Raw genomic sequence first — 16,302 nt, 5'->3', positions numbered from 1 at the left:
TGAATCCATATACCGGAAACGGCGTTTCCTGAAATGCGACTACCGGAAAGAAGCTCTCCTAGTGACGAGAGCGTTGCCGTTGCCACAATGACGGACCGGATCCGATCGTGTTGTGGGAGACGCGTGGGGTCCTTTGGGTCCACAACCGCGAGGGGGAGTTCGCGATGCATCGTGCTGCCGTCATGCCGCCGGAGCGGTCGGCCAGCGGCGTGGGGCGCACGCTCTCCGTGCTGCGCGCACTGCGCCAGCTCGGGCCGGGAACCTACCCGCTGGCGGCCATCGCCGCCGAGGCGGGATTGCCGTCGCCCACGGCTCATCGCTATCTGCAGGCGTTGATCGGCGAGGGCGCGGTGGAGCGGCAGGGTCCACACGGCCACTACGCCTTTATAGAGACACCGCATTGCTTGTCCAACTTCCCCTCGGTCTGGCCGGTCCTCCAACTGGCTTGGGTTCAGTGACTGTTCGCACTGAATTGATCACCCTACAGTCACGAACTGGCCAAATCGCACTGGCGTATGCCGCATTGCTGGTCGGGAGGCCCTTGCGGGTACAGACGGAGAAGGCGCTCGGGGCACACGCGCAACAGTTGTATACGGCCTCTACAGCGTCACTTCAGGCTCTGTGGAGCGCTCCGCTGGAGGCTGACGCGTCTGGCTGGGTCATCCTGGCCAGCTTGGGGGACACAGCGGCGGCGCGGCCGCCGTTCCAACGCATTCGCGAGGACGGCTATGCCGTGGGCCCCTCCCCTGTGCTGGGGCGAGACATCATCGCCGCCCCGATCTGGCGGGGGTCGACGGTAGCGGGTGCGGTGAGCCTACTGGCCTCCCACCGGCAGATCTGCAGCACTCCGGTTCGAAACCGCTTCGCGTCTGCCGTGATGGACACCGCCGGCGCGATCAGCCGCCGGATGACACTAGATCAGGCATTGACTGACTGACTGTCTCCTTGGTGCGCGACGGACAACTCCACTGTGTCAAGAAGGACTTTCCTGTGTCATGTTCCCCTTTTGATCACCGGCTCGCCGTTGGGTGTCCTGGCGATCCGCTGTGACGTCACCGATGCCGCTCAGGTCGATGCCGCGTTCAAGGAGGCGGAGGACGGACGCGCTCGGACTCCTCGAGGTCCTGGTGTGCTGCGCGGGTACCGCCAAGGACGAACTGCTCATGCTCATGAAAGAGGACGACTTCAGCTCCGGGGAGAGCTGGTTACCTCCGCAGCCGGTCTGTGCGGTGAGGCAGGCCCGGCCAACTGTGCCGCGTCCCCCGCGACCGGCTGATTCGCCGCGGGCCATGAGCTGCGCGCGCGGCTCTCGCAACAGCACGTCCACCGTCGTCGCCCCTGCGCTGGCTGGCCCGGCCGCAGGAGATGGCGGCGACGATTGTCTTCCTCACCTCGTCGCAGCCCAGTCGTTTCGCCCGAAGCGGTCATGGATGCCGACCGTAGAGCCGGATGAGGTACTCGCATCGCGACAGGCCTAGTAGGAAGGAATGCCATGAGGTCATGACCTTCGCTGAGCCAGTGCTCAGCACAGAGTGATGGCGCGCAGGCTCCGACACCCGCGCGCCACGCCACACTCCACCGCTCCCCAAGCGCCAACTTCAAGGAGCGAAGTCCCGTCCTGAGGCGGGAAATCCGCCTCGTCACAGGCGGTTTTTACGTGCTCTCCACGAATCCGGCTCCGCAGTGCGGGGCCGTCGCACGCCGGAAGGAGGCGTGCTCCTCTCATGATGCAGCATGCCCGTGTTCTGGTCCACGGCTCGCATAAGGCCGTCACGCCAGGTCCAGACCGTCCCGTACCGCTGAGTCTGTTCCGGACGGTCGCGCCCGCTGCCGACCACGGAGCGCAGGAGATCTCCACCACGACGTCGCGGCGTGTACGCCGCCACGACTTCCTGCGGGCCGTGCAATGGGCTATCGGCTCCGGCCTCTGGCCGCGCGCCAACCACACCACTGCCCGCATCGCCGAGGACCTGGCGCGTCGCATGAACGCCGACGGGCATGTCGCCTACGGGCGCCTGGCCCTGGCCAAACGCCTCAAGGTCAGCCGCCGTACCGTCGACCGGCACGTCGCGCTGCTGCGCGAGATCGGGCTGCTGGCCTGGGTCGTGCACGGCTCACGCACCAACACCCGCCCGTGCCACCTGCCGGGCTGGTCCGGTACCGCGACGATCTACGCGGCCACTGCGCCTCCGGCTTGGGATACCGCTATGGGCCACCGCATCCGCGGCAGCGGCTATCAAGCGCGGCTCGTCGGTTTCACTCCGGACGGCCGCCGCCTGGCCATCACCGACGCCCGCCGCAGGGGGCACAGCAAGCAGGCAGCGCCCATCAGGACGCACAGCCGGATGGCATTCCAGCGGACCATGCGTGACACCCCTTCCTGTAGGGAGAACCCCTTACGTCCTGCAGCCAAGGTAGAGAGGGGGATAAGAACTACACCCCGTGCGTCCCGAAGTTCATCGACAAGCAGCGCGGCGGCAGCCACCGCGGTTGCCGCGTGGGTACGGCCCCGCGTGCCCTGGACGCAGGCGGAAAGCCTGCGAAGGCTGGCCTTCGCCCTGCGGCCCTGGATCGAAGCGGGCCTGTCTGGTGGGGAGATCGTGGACGATCTCAGCTCCTGGTGGCTGTCCTGGCGCCCCCGGCAGCCTGCGGCCTACCTGCTCTCGCGGTGGCACACCCGCCAGCAACAGACCCCGCGGCACGCCCCCACCCCCGACTCCCCCGCCACCGGATGCGCACCCAACCAGGCCTTCCTCGAAGCCGTCATGGGCCTTCGCGCCAAGCTTCCGGCAGTGGAAGAGACCGAAGCCAAGGAGGTTCACCCGCCCGCGTTCGTGATACGGAACCGGATCCGTGCCGCGCTCCGTACAGCATCCGAGGCCCGCCTGCACCGCACACCGGACTCATGCTCCTCCCTGGCCGAGTGGGACGCGCTTTGCGACGAACGCGGCGTGCGGTTGTGGACCTACTACGCCCCCTAGGCAGCCGGACTCTGGCCAAACAAGCAACGCGCCCCGCCTGCCTCTTCTGGAGGGGAACGGGACCCGGCCGGGAAGACGCTGACTACGCTTGGCGCACATGCGCTCGTCGCCAACCCTCAGAGGGCGAAACGACGCGCAGGGGGAACTCAGGTGCAGAACAGGGAGGGGTGGCACGCAATGCACGAGGTCTGGCGCACCGTCGTCGAGGGAGTCTCCGATTCGATGGCCTACATCACCGACAGACACTGGAACCTCGTGGCGCATAACGCCGACTTTGAGGCGCTCTTTCTCCCAGGAGGGAAGCCGTCGAACGTCATGCGGTGGATGCTGCTGGACGAGCAGGCCCGCACAGTCACGCTTACGAACTGGGCCGAGGACTGGGCTCCAGTGGTCTGCCCGGCGCTCCGAGAGGCTGCCGCGCAGAATCCAGCCGATCCCGAGCTTATCGACCTGGCGACCGATGTCCGTCTTGACCCTGTCGTGGGTCCCATCTACAAGGCGACCGGGACCACTCGTGCCTTGCACCCTGATGGCGTTGTTCGCCCGATCCACCACGCCGTGAGAGGACCGGGCTGGGTGGTAGTCTCCGCCGCCAACCCGCTCACTCAAATCGACGCGCGAGTTGTCTTCATGCAATTCCACCCGGGAACGACCCGCCCACATCTGCCATTTCCTCTGAGTACGGAGGACAATCACTGGGTTCCGCCGGGGCGAGCCTAGGGCGGCCTCGAGTTGGCGGACAGCTCCATATCAATGCTCAGGGGCCGCTAGCTTGGCGCTTCCGCACGCGGTGGAACACGTGTTCCGCATCTTCCGACCGGGCGTCCGGCAGACCGAATTGAGTGCGGCCGGAGCCACTTCCACAGAAGAATAGGACTTCCTGGTCTATGCCCATCGCGTTGATCGCCAGACCGTACGTTGAGCTCGGCGAGCACTCCGTCTCGATGGACGATGTCACCGAGGACATCGCCCGTCGGTACGCCGATCTCCCCCGTCTTGCCGCCTACCTGCGTACGGCGCGGGCTACCGGCGTGCGCACCCGGTACTTCACCCGGCCCCTGCACTCGGAGACCGTCGCCGGCGACGCGACCTTCGAGGACCGCAACCGCGCCGCATACGACGACGCGCTCGAGATGGCCGTGCGTGCCGTACCCGGAGCGCTGGAGAACGCGGGGCTCGCGCTGGAGGATATCGACTGCGTAATCACCAGCCACGCCACCTCCTGGACTGCACCCAGCCTCGACACCGACCTCATACGCACCCTCGCCCCGCAGGGGCTGCGGCCGGACATAGCCCGAATACCTCTCAGTTCGTATGCCTGCGCGGGCGGCGCCCAGGCATTGACCCTGGCATACGAGCATGTCGCCGCCCATCCCGGAGCGCACGTCCTGGTGGTCGTCGCGGAGTGCCTGAGTGCCGCCACCTACAACCCCGTCGACACCAGCCGCGAAAGCATGATCTACAAAGTGTTGTTCGGCGACAGTGCCGTGGCCTGCGTGGTCTCCGGCCAGGAGCGCGACGGGCAAGGTCCCCGCTTCCGTATCGACGACACCTGGCAGTACGTCCTGCCCGACACACGAACGGTCTTCGAGGGACGGCTGGACTCCTACGGCCTCCACTTCGATTCCACTCGGGACGCCACCCGTACCATCGGCACTGTCGCCCCGGCCCTGCGCGAGTGGCTGGACGGCGAGGGAACCGAGTTCGCCCCCGACTTCTGCGTGGTCCACGCCGGCGGTCCGGCCATCCTCAATCACGCCCAGACCGCACTCCGCGTCGACAACGGCCCCAACGCGGAAGCCCGGACCGGGCCACTGCGCCACTCCTGGGACAGCCTGGAACTGTGCGGCAACCTCGGCGGCGCATCCGTCCTGGATGTCCTGCGCCGTTCCTTCGACGAACCCGCCCCCGGAGACCAGGGCGTGCTCCTCGGCTATGGACCCGGCATCAGCGTCGCCGCCTGCAAACTCACCCGCACCTGACAATGGCGAGGCCCCCATAGCCTGGCAGTGGCCTGCGGCGTGATCAGGTTGAAGTCGCTCTCCGGCGAACTACAGGTCCGTGACGCCTGCGCGCGCCACGGACCTGTCATCGCAGTGTGCCGCACGATGACAGGTCCGTGGCGCATTCGCAGGGAGCCGGGTAGGCGCCCCGTTGGCTGGACTGGGCCGGTGAAGCCAACGGCCATGATCACGCGTCTGGCCCGTTCTATGTAGCGCGGTGCGTGCGGCCGTACTCACGCGGTTCGGCCAACAGCGGTTCCCGTGCGCGTCTATCGCAGCGGGCGATGAACGCGCGCCGAGGCCAATGCGGTGGAAAGGCTCCGGAGCGGAAGCGCTTGACCGCGACAGGGTCGGCGGGACGACTGATCAGAAGCTCATGGTCACGCTTCACAAGAAGATACTGCCCCCTACGAGACGGGCCGGGTAGGGAGCGCATCACGGGGCACGAGGTCGTGGCGCGTCGCTCGACGACCTCGCCGGGGGCATCGCGACACCCGTCACCGCGCGGCGCGGCCTCCTGGCGCGGCTGCGCTACCTGACCCGCTCCGAGCACGCCCGCCCCGCAGCAGCTCGGCCAGGGCCCCGTCCAGATCCATCCTCCCGGTGGACACTGCGGTCTCGATCCAGTCCGCGGTTGCCCGGATCTTCTCCAGTTGGCGTGCCACGGTGGCGAGCTGGGACTCGGAGAACTCGCGTCCGTAGCTTGGGCACCAGCCGGCTCGCCCCCGCGACAAAGCCCTGACACGCCCCGATCAAGTCTGTGAACTCCATCGCCCAGTGGAATCCCCGCACGATCGCGGCGGAATCCACAACGCCGCCGTCCTCCCCGGCCTCGGGCGAGTCCCACCAGTTCTCCTCGTCGTCCTCCTCGACGAGTCCGGCCTGGTCGAACTGGGCCTGGTTGACCAGCTCACGGGCCTGCCGGTCGGCCATCGCCTTGAACGCCACCTCCGGCCGGTGCATGCGCATCCTCACCAGCCGCCGCCTCGATCTCGTCAATGACCGCACTCGGCCGCGTCGACGCGGCCGTGGTTGAGCCCGTCGTACAACGCGCCGTGCCCACGCCGATGTTCGGTTCTCGCAGAGCATCGCGTCGCAGAGCTCGAACAGGGTGTCACCTCGCCGGGGCAGGCGCGCGTAGAAGTCCTCCCGAAAGTGGGACGTGAAGCCGAATGCCTCGTGCCGGGCATCGCGGTGCAGCAGACTCACGCCTACGGCCTTCGTATGAACGTCATACCGTGGCGGAACGCATGCTCATGCGAGGGCCGTCCGCCTGTCCCGCGCCCCCCCCGGTGAGTGACTCAGTTCGGAACCTGTTCGACCCCGGCATGCATGATGGGGCAGTGAACTGGACCTCATCGGGCAACGCCGTCGTGGAAGCCGGTTGGCAGACGGTAAGGGACGACGGACGCGTACGCGCCGAACTCCTCGAAGCGGCCTACGCAGAGCCGCGCCTACGGCAGTTGTTCCCCTGGACGGGGATGGGCGAGCTGCACTTCAGCCGCTGCACAGAGTGGCGGCACACCTGGGACATTCCCTACATCCAGCCCGCAGCCGAAGGCGCCTACTGGGTCTCCGGACCTCTCCGCACTGACACGGTGGGCTCGGCGGCCACAGCGCAGGAGGCCATCGCCATGGTGGTCGAACGCCTTCCAGCACGCTGTGGCCCCGCATTCGTCGGAACACCAGAAGAACTCACAGCTCACGAAGCTGCAACGCGGAAAACGCAGTCGGACTGAGGTTAAATGTCAAGCCAAGCCATCAACACGCTGAACTTGACAGAGAAGCGGTCAAGTCGAGGGACAGCCCACATGTGAGGCGCTCGCCCCGGACCAACTCGGGGAGCACCTGGGCGACTTCGGCAGGAAATCCAGAATGCAGGGTGGGCCTCACTCCCGCCGCGCTTCTTGGCGGCCTCGCGGGCCTGGTGCAGCGCGCCCGGGCGAGGTCGGCTCCGGACCGTCGACGGCGGGCCGCTCGATGGGGACGGTCGTCTCGGTCATCAGGGTGCCCCTCACTCGTATACGAGGGCCACCGCCTGTCCGAGGGCCTCGCCCTCCTGGGCCGGCCTTGCGAGGGATTGCCAGTGCGGTGAGCTGGCCGCTGCCCTAGGAAGGATCTGGCAGACACGTGCCGCGGTAGGCCTGCCCTGCGAGAGTGGCCGCCCATGCCGAGACGATGCATGGAGCGGCATCGGCGTTGAGTGTCACGTCGCCGCACCGGACTGCGGCCGCGTTCTCAGGAACGGCGTTCTCCCACAGCGCGGAGAGGGACGGTGACGGGTCGGCGGCAGCCGTCGCCGGTGATGCCAGCCCGAAGGCCAGGACGGGTGCGAGGGCGCTAAGAGATCGAATCGCGAGGTTGTTCACGCCGCGCACAACGTCCGGACAGCCCGCCAGGACACCTTGGTGCCCCCCGGACGAGCTCAGGTGTCTCAGATCCGCCAGGAGCGGATGCGGTCGGCTGTGTCGTACGTGTCGGCGCGGCCGGTGTCGATGTCGCGTGCGAGGTCGACGAGAGCGCCGTAGGGCGGGTCGATGGCCTCGCCCGCGGCGCTCATGTAGGCGGTGGCGATGCCGACGCCGTACAGGGCGTTGCGGGCCGGGAGCGGGCGCAGGCGGGTGAGGGCGTACATCAGGGCCGCGGCGCGCCACGAGTTATCGGGGACGGTGCCGATCTGCGGGGTGTTGACGCGGTGTTTGGCGACCGCGGCGACGAGGCTGGAGAAGTCGTGGATCTCTGGCTGCTTGGGCAGGAGCTCGGCCTGGCGTTCCAGGAGCCAGCGGATGTCGATCGACAGGTCCATCTCAGGCGGCTCGCGAGGAGTCCGTGCGGGTGGGTGCGTCGTCGGGGAACGCGGCGTCGAAGGCGTCGGCGTTCTCGGTGATGAAGGCGCGGAAGACGTCGGCGGCCGCCTCGAGGCGGGGGTCGCGGACCGCGTTGCGGGCGGCCTCGGTGATGAGCGCGGTCACCGACGTCCCCTCGGCCTCGGCGCGCTCCTGGAGCTGTGCGTGGAGCTCCTCGGGGACCCGGATCGTCACTGATTTCGACATACTCCGACCGTACAGCAGGCCGTACAGCACAGGTATCGGGTTCGCCATGATTCACGGCGAACCCGGTGAAGGGGCCGGGCACCTCAGCCCCACAGCTTTCGGGTGAACTCCCTCGCCCACTCCACCCGTTCGTAGTGCGGGCCGTGGGGCGTGCATGGGGAGTTTGGGTCGGCCTGACACTTCGGGCACGTGACCTCCTCCGTATGCCAGGTACGCGCCGCCGATCCTGCGGTCTCCTGCGTTTCCCGCTCTCCCCTGCGCGGCCGAGGAGGCTGTGCCTTGGCCTGGGCAGGCAGCGGGTCCTGGTGTCGGCGTTCACCGCGGGCGCCCTTCTGCTTCTCGCCGGGGCCAATGAGGTCGTCGCTCCGCAGGACGCGGCGCAGGCGTTCATCGTGGGGAAGCTGCCGCTTCTCGTTGGGGCCGACGCGATCGTCGTTGTCGCACAGCTTGCCCGGCCCGGCGTGGCACCGTGGGCACATCATTCGGTACCAGTCTCCGCGTGGCACCTGGTGGTGGAGCCGGGCCGCCGCCTCCTGCGCCCGGCCCTCCCGGTAGGCCTTCGTCCGCCGCTTCGGGAGAGGATGTGCGGGGGCGGCTTCACGCTCGCGTTCCTTTGGGGCCGGCCGCATCTGCTCGGCGGCGAACCGCCGCATGGCTCATCGCCGTGTCTCGCCGGACCGCGTTCCGTGAGCGCCTCGGAGAACTCCTGTTGGCTAGCGAGGTCTGCTGCACAGGCTTGGCGTACTGCGTGGCCCTGGCTTCCTTCGGCAGCCCGGACGATGCCGATCATTTGGCCGACTACCTTGATCGCTACCTGCGCCGTCCCGACCTCGACTTCGACCAACTCGTGGCCATGGGCGCCCTTGTGTACATCGACCTGGGCCTCGGCGACAACAAGGCCGCCCGCTTCCTGGCTCCAAGCGGACTGTGGCATCAGTGGCTCCAAGGCAGGCCCGACAGGCAGCATGCCAACGCCTACGCCACCTACCTGAGCCTGATCCGCCGACTCTGTGCCTTCGCCGACGAATGCGCCGAGCTGCGCACAACGGGTTAGCGACGGCACCGTCGCGGTCGGTCGGGCGTCAGCCCTGTGACAACTTCCGCGCTTCGACGCATCACTTCGGAGGACCCGCATCCGGATCAATTCGCCTTGTCGGTCAGGATCACATCCGGTGCGCCCCGTGGTCGGCCGATGAGCCGGGGCGCTGGCAACCGTGGCATGTCCTGGGTGAACGCGGGCGCGTCACCGGCCGGGCCGGGCGTGATGACGAAGGCGAGCGGGCGACAGCGGCTGTCGGCGGCGAGGAGGGGTGGGTAGTCAGTCCGCCGTCGGAGCGCCCGAGGACATGATGCTCCGGCTCGCCGTCGGGGCCCTTTTGCCGGGCCCCGACGGCGTGCTGGTGGGCGCGGACGATCGTGGAGTCGACCGCGACGACCCAGTCGAGGTCGCCCTCGGCGTCGGCCCGGGCAAGCAAGGCGGTGAGCACACGCTCTCATGTGTCATCGGCGGCTCACTTCCGCAGGCGGTTGTGGGCACCCTTCCACGACCCGAAGTGCTCGGGGAGGTCCATCCAAGGTGTCCCGGTGCGGTGCGTGAACGCGATCATCTTCCGGTGATCCCGCCACCGCCCACCCCGCTGCGGCGTCCCGTCCAGCGGCAACGGCTCGATCCTCACCCCACTGGGCGTCAGTCAACGACACACCAGATCAACGATCAGCTGATCCGACGACTATTGCTCAACTTTCTTGGCGCTGCTGGCGCTCTCGCCACTCTCGCAGTCGCCGCACGTGCCTGGCGTACTGCCCAGCCTGCGACCTCTGGGCGCGATCAATCGAAGGCACCTGCGGATCTGCCGCGCGCTCGTACAGCTCGGCTTCGAAGGGATCCGCGTCCACCTCGATAAGGCGAGCCAGGGCGTCCCGATCCTGCTCAGCTATCGAACGCGTTCGGACCTCGTCCCTCCACACCTGACCGCTCGCCTCGGCTTCGTCCATTTCGCCAAACTATGGGCGGGCAGCAACGTGCGAAGCCTTCCAGGCACGGTTCCAGGTCCTGCCCGGCGACTCGCACCTCAGTGTGCGTGTTCCGGGACGTCAGGAGAGTCCCGGCCTCGCCGAACTCCTTGGCGACATGGAGAAGCGGCTGAGCGGCCCCTTACCGGTCTCGGTCCCCCGGGTGACGAAGAGGCCACCCGTGCGCTGGCCAAGGCGTACGCCCTCGTGGAGGAGGACCTGCGGAGCATAGCCCTCGCACCAGGTAGCGTCCTGCTCCTGGACAGCTACCCGGGCGTACGCGGTAGGCGCTCCTTCCAGGCCCGGTACGTCGGGCCGGAACGCTGGCTCAAGCGGGTCAGCGTCACCCGGGACCTGCGGCGGCAGCGGGTATCGCCCTCCGACTCCTCCGCGTCGTGGGTAGTGTGGGAGCTTCACTCTCTCCAGCCGACCGCGGGCGTGTCTCACCGCAGGTGCGGGCGAGCGGCGATGTCTTTGGCGAAGGTGGTCTTGCCGTTAGCCTTCGTGGTCCAGGAGGTGACGGACATGTCGGCCCGTGGCCCTCGGTCGCATCGGGGCCGACGAGCTCGCTCTTCCAGTGATTCGATCAAGTGGCTTAGAGTGCTTCCCGCCCGCTTCGTGCACCTTACTGGAGTCCCTGCATGCCCGACCGTGTCTTTGACGCCGACAAGTTTCTGGCGGCGCGTCGACGGAAGGGGCTGAGACAGCCGCAGGTGGCCGCGGTGCTCAAGGTCAAGACGAACCAGATCTCGCGCTACGAGACCGGAGAGAGCGCTCCGCCCCCGGAGAGGCTGCCGACGATGGCCAGTCTGGTCGATCTTCCTTTGGCTGATCTCGCGCCCCGCCAAGGGCTGCCGGATCTGAAGGACCTCCGCTGTGATGCCGGCATTCAGCAGAAGGACACGGCTGCCATCACCCGAACCAAGTCGGCCATGCCTGTCCGCGGCGCTGAGAACGGGATGCGCCGGCTCACCAAGGACTTCGAGGCGCCGCTCGCCGAGGCCTACGACGTCAGCGTCGAGGAGCTCAGGGCCGCACAAGAGCGCTCGTTCGGGAACCCTGTGCCGGACGTCCGGCCGAGGTATGCGTCTGGCCCTGCTGGGCTAGGCACACCCCAGACACTCGCGGAGAAACTCAACTACCTCCTGGAGAGCCTGTATCCGAATGGTCAGATCCCCCCCACCGACGCGGAGATCGCCTTTGGCGTGAACCGTGAGGTCGGCGAGGAGGTGCTCGCCGCTGACGATGTGGCGGATCTGCGGACAGGTGCCGTGACGAAGGCGGAACCCGCGGTCATGACCGGGCTGGCGAGTGTCTTCGACGTCTCCATCCACTACTTCCAGGATGACGAAGCAGTCGCCCGGGACCTGATGGAAGCGGTGCGCTATTTGAGGCTGCGCAAGCAGGGCCGCATCGGCCGGGTTGCCGCCCGGGGTCCCGGGGACCAGGTTCTCTCCGCGGATGTGTTGAAGGCCGTGAATGATTTCGCCGAAAGTTTCAATCTCGACGAGTGGGAGCAGAGGGAAGGCGGTGCGGCGGACTAGCCGCCCGTGACACGCCCCATTCCTGCCTCCGCACAGTATGGGTGCCCCGGCACCCCTCGGAGAGCCTGGGAGAGAGCGACCAGCTGCTGTACGTCGGACTCGCGGTCCCTGGCATGTGGAAGGAGCAACGGCTTCCCGTGCAGCGGGCTTTCCTCCCCGCGCCGTACGGCTTCGGCCGCATGCCGGATCCGGATGGCGATGTCCCGGGCAGGCAGACCCTCGGACGTCGTCTCGGCAGTGCGGTCAATGGGCAATTGCGCGCTGATGCGGACCAGGCCGTCCCGGCACTCCACAACCCGTCGCGCGTAGCGGCGGTGGGCGTCGAAGGTTCGGTACCCCCAGCCCGCGTCCAGCAGCACGGTGTTGGGAAAGGCCGTGGACAGCAGCTGCCACAACGGCTCCAGTTGACGATGCACCCGCCGGTGGTGGCGCCAGGCCCGCCAGGTGACGAATCGGGCGCGCAGGCCGGGCCAGGTGAATCCGAGGACGAACAACGGGGTGGAAAGGAACATGAGTAGGGCTGAGGCGAAGGTCAGGAGCTCGGGCACCTCGCCACCCCGGAAGCGGATGACGACGAACACCGCGCGTACGGCGCAGCAGGCTGTCATCCCCAGCAGGCCCGCAGTGGCCATCCAGAGCCCCACCGCATCGGAGCTGCTCGACTGGCGCGCGTAGCGGTAGGTCCAGCGGCAGGTCATGACGAGTGCGTAGGTCAGGTACACGCCTACGCAGAAGTAGAAGAGGAAGACCTGTGGGATCCGCATGTTCGCGTGCGCGTAGGTGTCGTCGAGCACGGAGTGGTGGGGCGCTGATATGGCAGCGGCCATGAGAACGCCGATGGAGCCGAGCAGTCCCACTCCCTCCCACCGCGCCCGGCGCCGCCCTGCCGGACCGTCCTCGACGGAGACGACGTAGAAGACCAGGAGGGAGTACGTCATCCCCATGACCATCACGTTCGTGATGATCTTCGCCGTGCCGGCGACGACCACCTCGTCGACGAACTCAGCGGCGTCCGCGATCGATGCGAAGTACTGGACGGCGGCGCACAGCAGGCTCAAGGTCAGCCAGCGCAGTGGGAGGTTCTTCGGAGCGCGAGAGAGCTGGTAGAGCTTCCAGAGCGTCGCAGCGGCCAGAACAGCGAAGAAGACGCCGAACATCACAGCCACCCGCGCTTGTCGCCGATCGCGCGGTGGACCCGACGCAGCGCGGGGTCGGACTGGCGCTGCGGAGCGTCGCCGGCCGTCATCCAGGACCACGCCATGATGATCGTCGCCGCGTTTTCGGCCTCGCACTCCTGCCCGTCGTCGTAGTCGCAGCGGGCCATCACCCGGCGCACCGCATCGGGGCCGAGTCCGGGCACGGCCACCTCCCATTCGGGCCGTCCGGGGTGGGACGGTGGTCTCCACGGATGTGTCCCATGACCTCGTGCAGGATGATGTGGTCCTGGTGCAGCGGGCTTGTGTCCTTCTGGTAGAGCACCAGGTCAGCCTTGTCGGTCTCCAGCCACAGTCCCGATGGGCCGGAGACCGGCAACGGGTGTGCTTGCAGAATGATCGGGCGTCCGCGCTTCTTCGACAGCGCCTGGCAGAGCTCTGTCACGCTCAGCGGCGGCTGGATGTCCAGGTCCTGCAGTTCCTGGCGCAGCCGTCGCTCCAGATCTCGCCCCGCCGTCCGTTCGCGCCGGGCGTCCAACAGCCTGCGGGCGAGATGGCGAAGCGAACCGCGTCCACTACCGGTCGTAGGGGCGCGTTCGCCCTCCCCCTTGGGCTCGAGGCTGGGCATCGGTACCTCACAACTTCTCTTCCTGCGCAGGTGGCCTGTGCTGCGCAAGCAGGCTTCTTGGACGGCTACGTGCAACCGTGAGCACGACGTGTCATGGAATCTCTCACGGCCGTACCGGGAGCTGCCCATGCACTCCCGAGAAGGATCTACGGACAGCGCAAGTTGATCAACGTGCGGGGTGATATCCCCTGCTCAGACAGCATTTGCCCCCACGACTCCAGCCACCTGCACGGGCGAGTACCTCCGCACAGGTGGTCGAGTGTGACGGAAGGACTGCATGCTGCAACAGGGGAAACGATCTCGCATTATCAAATCTTGAACGGGCGCGCGGGTAGCGATGCCCTACGGATGCTCACGGGAGGGCTCATGGACAGCAGCAGGTTCAGTCGCATCTTGACCAGGGCCCGCCTGCGCACGGACGCCGCGGACTACCCCACTCTGACTGGCCTGCGACGCGCCGCAGGTCAGCCCAGGCGTGGCTAGGGCGGCCGCCAGCGGGCTCTGTCACAGATCTTGGGGAGCGGTCGCGGAGGGTTACCCCAGTGTTCGATTGAGGGCCCGACCGATCACCTTGCATAGTCGCCTCGTAGCCTCCGTGTATGACTGGTGATCCGTTCAAGTGCCGCTGTGTTCTCTGCCATGACTACGGCGACCGTGGCGAAGCCGACCAGATGGACCTGATGATCAACTCAAACGTGCAGCAGCACGGCTGGCATGTGGCCATGGTCCCCGAGGACGAGGTCGGCCCGGGTTTTGCGTACACCATCGGCCTCGCTCACACTCATGGTGTGCCTGAGCTCGCCATGTTCGGACTCGACGTCCACGCCATGCACCGCATGCTCAACATTCTCGGCGACAAGGCTGCTGCTGGCTGCGTCCTGGAGAGCGGCCAGGAACATCACGACGTTGTGGACGGCTATCCAGTCACTCTCAAGAGCGCGGACCGGCGTTGGTACCGGACCTTCTTCGGGCGGGCCATCGGGTTTTACCGGCGGCCCCCTCTGCCCGTCCTGCAAGTTGCATGGCCCGATGTGGAAGGGTGCTTCCATTGGGAAGAGCAGGCGGACCAGAGGCACCGTGAGTCCCAGCCGCAACTATGGCTGCCGCCCGCTGATCACCCTGCCGGGGTCTGGACCGCAGAACTCTGACCACCGGATGCAGGGGTTACTGAAGCAGGATCAGCTTGCGGAGCAGTTCGAATCCGGCCCGGCCGTACAGCTGCCTTTTGATCTTTTTCACGCGTGTCACGGCGCCCTCGGTCCCACCGGAGCCCCAGTGCACGGTCAGTCCCGCGGTCACGGCGTCGATGTCGGAGGTCAGTCCGGCTGCGATGCTGGTCATCCCGGGGAGCTGCGTGGCGCGGGCGGTGTCGATCCAGCGCGGCAGGTCGGCTCCGGTGCGCTGGTTGAGCAGCCTGGCGAAGTCCCGGACGAGTCCGTGTGTTTGCTCCAGCTGAGGGCAGCCGTCGAGGACGGCCTTGAGCTGCTGGATCTCGTCCTCGGAGAGCGTGTCGGGGTGCTGGGTGATCCAGCCGACGACGGTGCGCACGGATGGTGCGGCGAGGGTGGGGATCGAGGTGTTGGGCCAGGTCAGACGAGTGCGGGCCCAGTCCCGCAGGCTGCTGTAGGGCAGCGCATGCCCCTGTTCGGCGAGTTCCTCGCGCAGGCGCCAGATGGTGATCTGTCCGTCGGTCTCGTCGATGCGCCGCTGGAGAGAGAGCCGGTAGGTGTCGAGACGGCTGACGCGGGTGCGTCGCCCGGTGACCACGTCCTGCCAGCGTTGGGCACGGGCGTACCGCTGGACAGTATGCCGTCCCCAGCCCAGGTGACAGGCGATCGCGCGCAGGCCCATTCCCTCGCTCAACAGACAATGGACCAGGGCGTGATGGGCGCGCGTCCGCTCGGCCCGCCGACCGGTCGGAAGTACGGGAGGTTCCGGCTCGTCCTCGCGGTCGATGTCGGACGGCGGAAGTGGGCGCAGGCAGTCGCGGTGCGCGGCAACACACTTCTCGACGGCCTGGCCGAGGTTCTGCAGCAGGTGAAAGCGATCAGCAACTTGGAGGGCGCCGAGCGCGGCGCCCTCCGCATAGGCTCCGGCACGGTCGCGGCAGATCACCTCGACGCCCGGGGGCTCCTGCAGCCATACGGCAAGCGGTTCCGCCTCGCGCCCGGGCAGTACGTCGATGGGCCGGTGGCTCTCGCCGTCCGTGATTACGGTGGCGTACGTGTGCCCGCGGCGTGTGGCGAAATCATCGACACCGAGCACGCGTGGCGTGCTGACCTGCGGATCAGGCAGTGCCATGACCCGGCGCAGCATGGTCATCCGGCCCGCGTTCACGCCCAGCTGGGCTGCCAGTCGGGCGCCGGCGCGTCCGGCCAGGGCGAGTCCGATGCGCTCCAGTGTGTGGTTGAGTCGGGTGGTGAAGCGGGCGTGCGGGGTGGTCAGGCGCGGGAATCGTTCGGCGAAGGTGCGACGGGGGCAGTCCACGATGTCGCAGATAAAGCGCCTGACCGTCAGCAGCATCGCGACGCCCTGCCCGCCGATCGGGAGATCTCTGAGCGTGCGCTGGTAAGAGTCGTGCACCCGGGACGCGAACTGGCCGCAGTCCGGGCACGCGGCGCCCACTGCCCGGCCTCGGGCCACGATGTCGATCCTGCCGAAGACAGAAGCCACCGCCTCGACGTCCACGTCGTCGATCCCGTCGAACACCAGCGAGTCCCAGAAGGACGTGTCAGCCTGCATGACCAGCACCGTCACCAGCCGCAGGCGATATCCTCCGGGCTCGGCGCAGACCTGATGGAGCGTCACTATCGCGGTTTCCGGGGTGCGGCGTACGCGGTCTCACATCACGTCAGCACCCCACAATCGAACACTGGGGTAACCCTCCACGACCGCTCCCCAAGATCTGTGACAGAGCCCGCCAGCG

Annotated in this window: 15 protein-coding genes and 2 pseudogenes; 8 read left to right on the top strand and 9 right to left on the bottom strand. The window is 67.5% G+C overall.

What is annotated here, in order from left to right; translation table 11 throughout:
* Nucleotides 1-164 precede the first annotated feature (164 nt).
* From CP970_RS43785 to CP970_RS43765, 4 genes are all read left to right on the top strand, one after another.
* Complete coding sequence (locus tag CP970_RS43785; protein WP_224059099.1) at nt 165-458, top strand: helix-turn-helix domain-containing protein; 294 nt, start codon at nt 165-167, stop codon at nt 456-458.
* A gap of 1,266 nt (nt 459-1,724) precedes the next feature.
* Nucleotides 1,725-2,981: a helix-turn-helix domain-containing protein gene (locus CP970_RS43775; RefSeq protein ID WP_150494719.1), complete on the top strand. Its 1,257-nt coding sequence runs from the start codon at nt 1,725-1,727 to the stop codon at nt 2,979-2,981.
* 177 nt (nt 2,982-3,158) lie between these two features.
* Nucleotides 3,159-3,701, top strand: a complete 543-nt coding sequence (locus CP970_RS43770; RefSeq protein ID WP_055546882.1) for an MmyB family transcriptional regulator — start codon at nt 3,159-3,161, stop codon at nt 3,699-3,701.
* 167 nt (nt 3,702-3,868) lie between these two features.
* Nucleotides 3,869-4,963 (top strand): beta-ketoacyl-[acyl-carrier-protein] synthase family protein, encoded by a 1,095-nt coding sequence (locus CP970_RS43765; RefSeq protein ID WP_055546880.1) that lies wholly within the window; start codon nt 3,869-3,871, stop codon nt 4,961-4,963.
* Between the two features lie 518 nt (nt 4,964-5,481).
* Here the strand turns inward: CP970_RS43765 and CP970_RS46130 are convergent.
* Together CP970_RS46130 and CP970_RS45405 are read right to left on the bottom strand one after the other, a co-directional pair.
* Nucleotides 5,482-5,947: pseudogene (locus CP970_RS46130) on the bottom strand (DUF6192 family protein).
* Between the two features lie 47 nt (nt 5,948-5,994).
* A pseudogene (locus CP970_RS45405) lies at nt 5,995-6,187 on the bottom strand (NF041680 family putative transposase); the annotation flags it as partial.
* Nucleotides 6,188-6,327: 140 nt separating this feature from the next.
* Here CP970_RS45405 and CP970_RS43750 point away from each other — a divergent pair.
* On the top strand, nt 6,328-6,723 hold the full coding sequence (locus tag CP970_RS43750) for a DUF6193 family natural product biosynthesis protein (protein WP_224059096.1): 396 nt from the start codon (nt 6,328-6,330) through the stop codon (nt 6,721-6,723).
* 695 nt (nt 6,724-7,418) lie between these two features.
* On the opposite strand, the gene CP970_RS43740 is transcribed toward CP970_RS43750, so the two are convergent.
* Nucleotides 7,419-7,790 carry a hypothetical protein gene (locus CP970_RS43740; RefSeq protein ID WP_055546876.1) on the bottom strand — a complete coding sequence of 124 codons (372 nt, stop codon included), beginning with the start codon at nt 7,788-7,790 and terminating at the stop codon, nt 7,419-7,421.
* 1 nt (nt 7,791) lies between these two features.
* On the bottom strand, nt 7,792-8,037 hold the full coding sequence (locus CP970_RS43735) for a YlcI/YnfO family protein (RefSeq protein WP_055546897.1): 246 nt from the start codon (nt 8,035-8,037) through the stop codon (nt 7,792-7,794).
* Nucleotides 8,038-8,506: 469 nt separating this feature from the next.
* Between CP970_RS43735 and CP970_RS43725 the strand changes: the two genes are divergently transcribed.
* Nucleotides 8,507-9,091 carry a DUF6000 family protein gene (locus CP970_RS43725; protein ID WP_317987181.1) on the top strand — a complete coding sequence of 195 codons (585 nt, stop codon included), beginning with the start codon at nt 8,507-8,509 and terminating at the stop codon, nt 9,089-9,091.
* Nucleotides 9,092-9,548: 457 nt separating this feature from the next.
* Here CP970_RS43725 and CP970_RS46125 read toward each other — a convergent pair whose 3' ends face one another.
* A complete protein-coding gene (locus CP970_RS46125; protein ID WP_157877700.1) occupies nt 9,549-9,713 on the bottom strand; it encodes a transposase in 165 nt (54 codons plus the stop codon).
* A 978-nt stretch (nt 9,714-10,691) separates the two neighbouring features.
* Between CP970_RS46125 and CP970_RS43710 the strand changes: the two genes are divergently transcribed.
* The gene (locus CP970_RS43710) at nt 10,692-11,594 is read left to right on the top strand and encodes a helix-turn-helix domain-containing protein (protein WP_055546872.1); all 903 of its coding nucleotides are present in this window, start codon (nt 10,692-10,694) and stop codon (nt 11,592-11,594) included.
* Here CP970_RS43710 and CP970_RS43705 read toward each other — a convergent pair.
* Genes CP970_RS43705 through CP970_RS45395 form a run of 3 tightly spaced genes read right to left on the bottom strand, consistent with a single transcriptional unit; the run spans nt 11,591 to nt 13,376 of the window.
* Nucleotides 11,591-12,751: an MAB_1171c family putative transporter gene (locus tag CP970_RS43705; RefSeq protein ID WP_055546870.1), complete on the bottom strand. Its 1,161-nt coding sequence runs from the start codon at nt 12,749-12,751 to the stop codon at nt 11,591-11,593. The two genes, CP970_RS43710 and CP970_RS43705, sit on opposite strands and share 4 nt — an antisense overlap.
* Nucleotides 12,751-12,954, bottom strand: coding sequence for a hypothetical protein (locus CP970_RS45400; protein ID WP_224059092.1), 204 nt, complete (start codon nt 12,952-12,954; stop codon nt 12,751-12,753). The genes CP970_RS43705 and CP970_RS45400 overlap by 1 nt, the downstream gene beginning before the upstream one ends.
* On the bottom strand, nt 12,918-13,376 hold the full coding sequence (locus tag CP970_RS45395) for a hypothetical protein (protein ID WP_224059090.1): 459 nt from the start codon (nt 13,374-13,376) through the stop codon (nt 12,918-12,920). The genes CP970_RS45400 and CP970_RS45395 overlap by 37 nt, the downstream gene beginning before the upstream one ends.
* A gap of 599 nt (nt 13,377-13,975) precedes the next feature.
* Here CP970_RS45395 and CP970_RS43695 point away from each other — a divergent pair.
* Nucleotides 13,976-14,524, top strand: a complete 549-nt coding sequence (locus CP970_RS43695; protein WP_063806069.1) for a DUF4262 domain-containing protein — start codon at nt 13,976-13,978, stop codon at nt 14,522-14,524.
* A gap of 16 nt (nt 14,525-14,540) precedes the next feature.
* Here the strand turns inward: CP970_RS43695 and CP970_RS43690 are convergent, their stop codons facing one another.
* Complete coding sequence (locus tag CP970_RS43690; protein WP_224059088.1) at nt 14,541-16,118, bottom strand: ISL3 family transposase; 1,578 nt, start codon at nt 16,116-16,118, stop codon at nt 14,541-14,543.
* Nucleotides 16,119-16,302: the final 184 nt, after the last annotated feature.

It is taken from the genome of Streptomyces kanamyceticus (genome assembly GCF_008704495.1).
Taxonomy (GTDB): Bacteria; Actinomycetota; Actinomycetes; order Streptomycetales; family Streptomycetaceae; genus Streptomyces; species Streptomyces kanamyceticus.
This window is presented reverse-complemented; position numbering and strand designations above follow the sequence as displayed.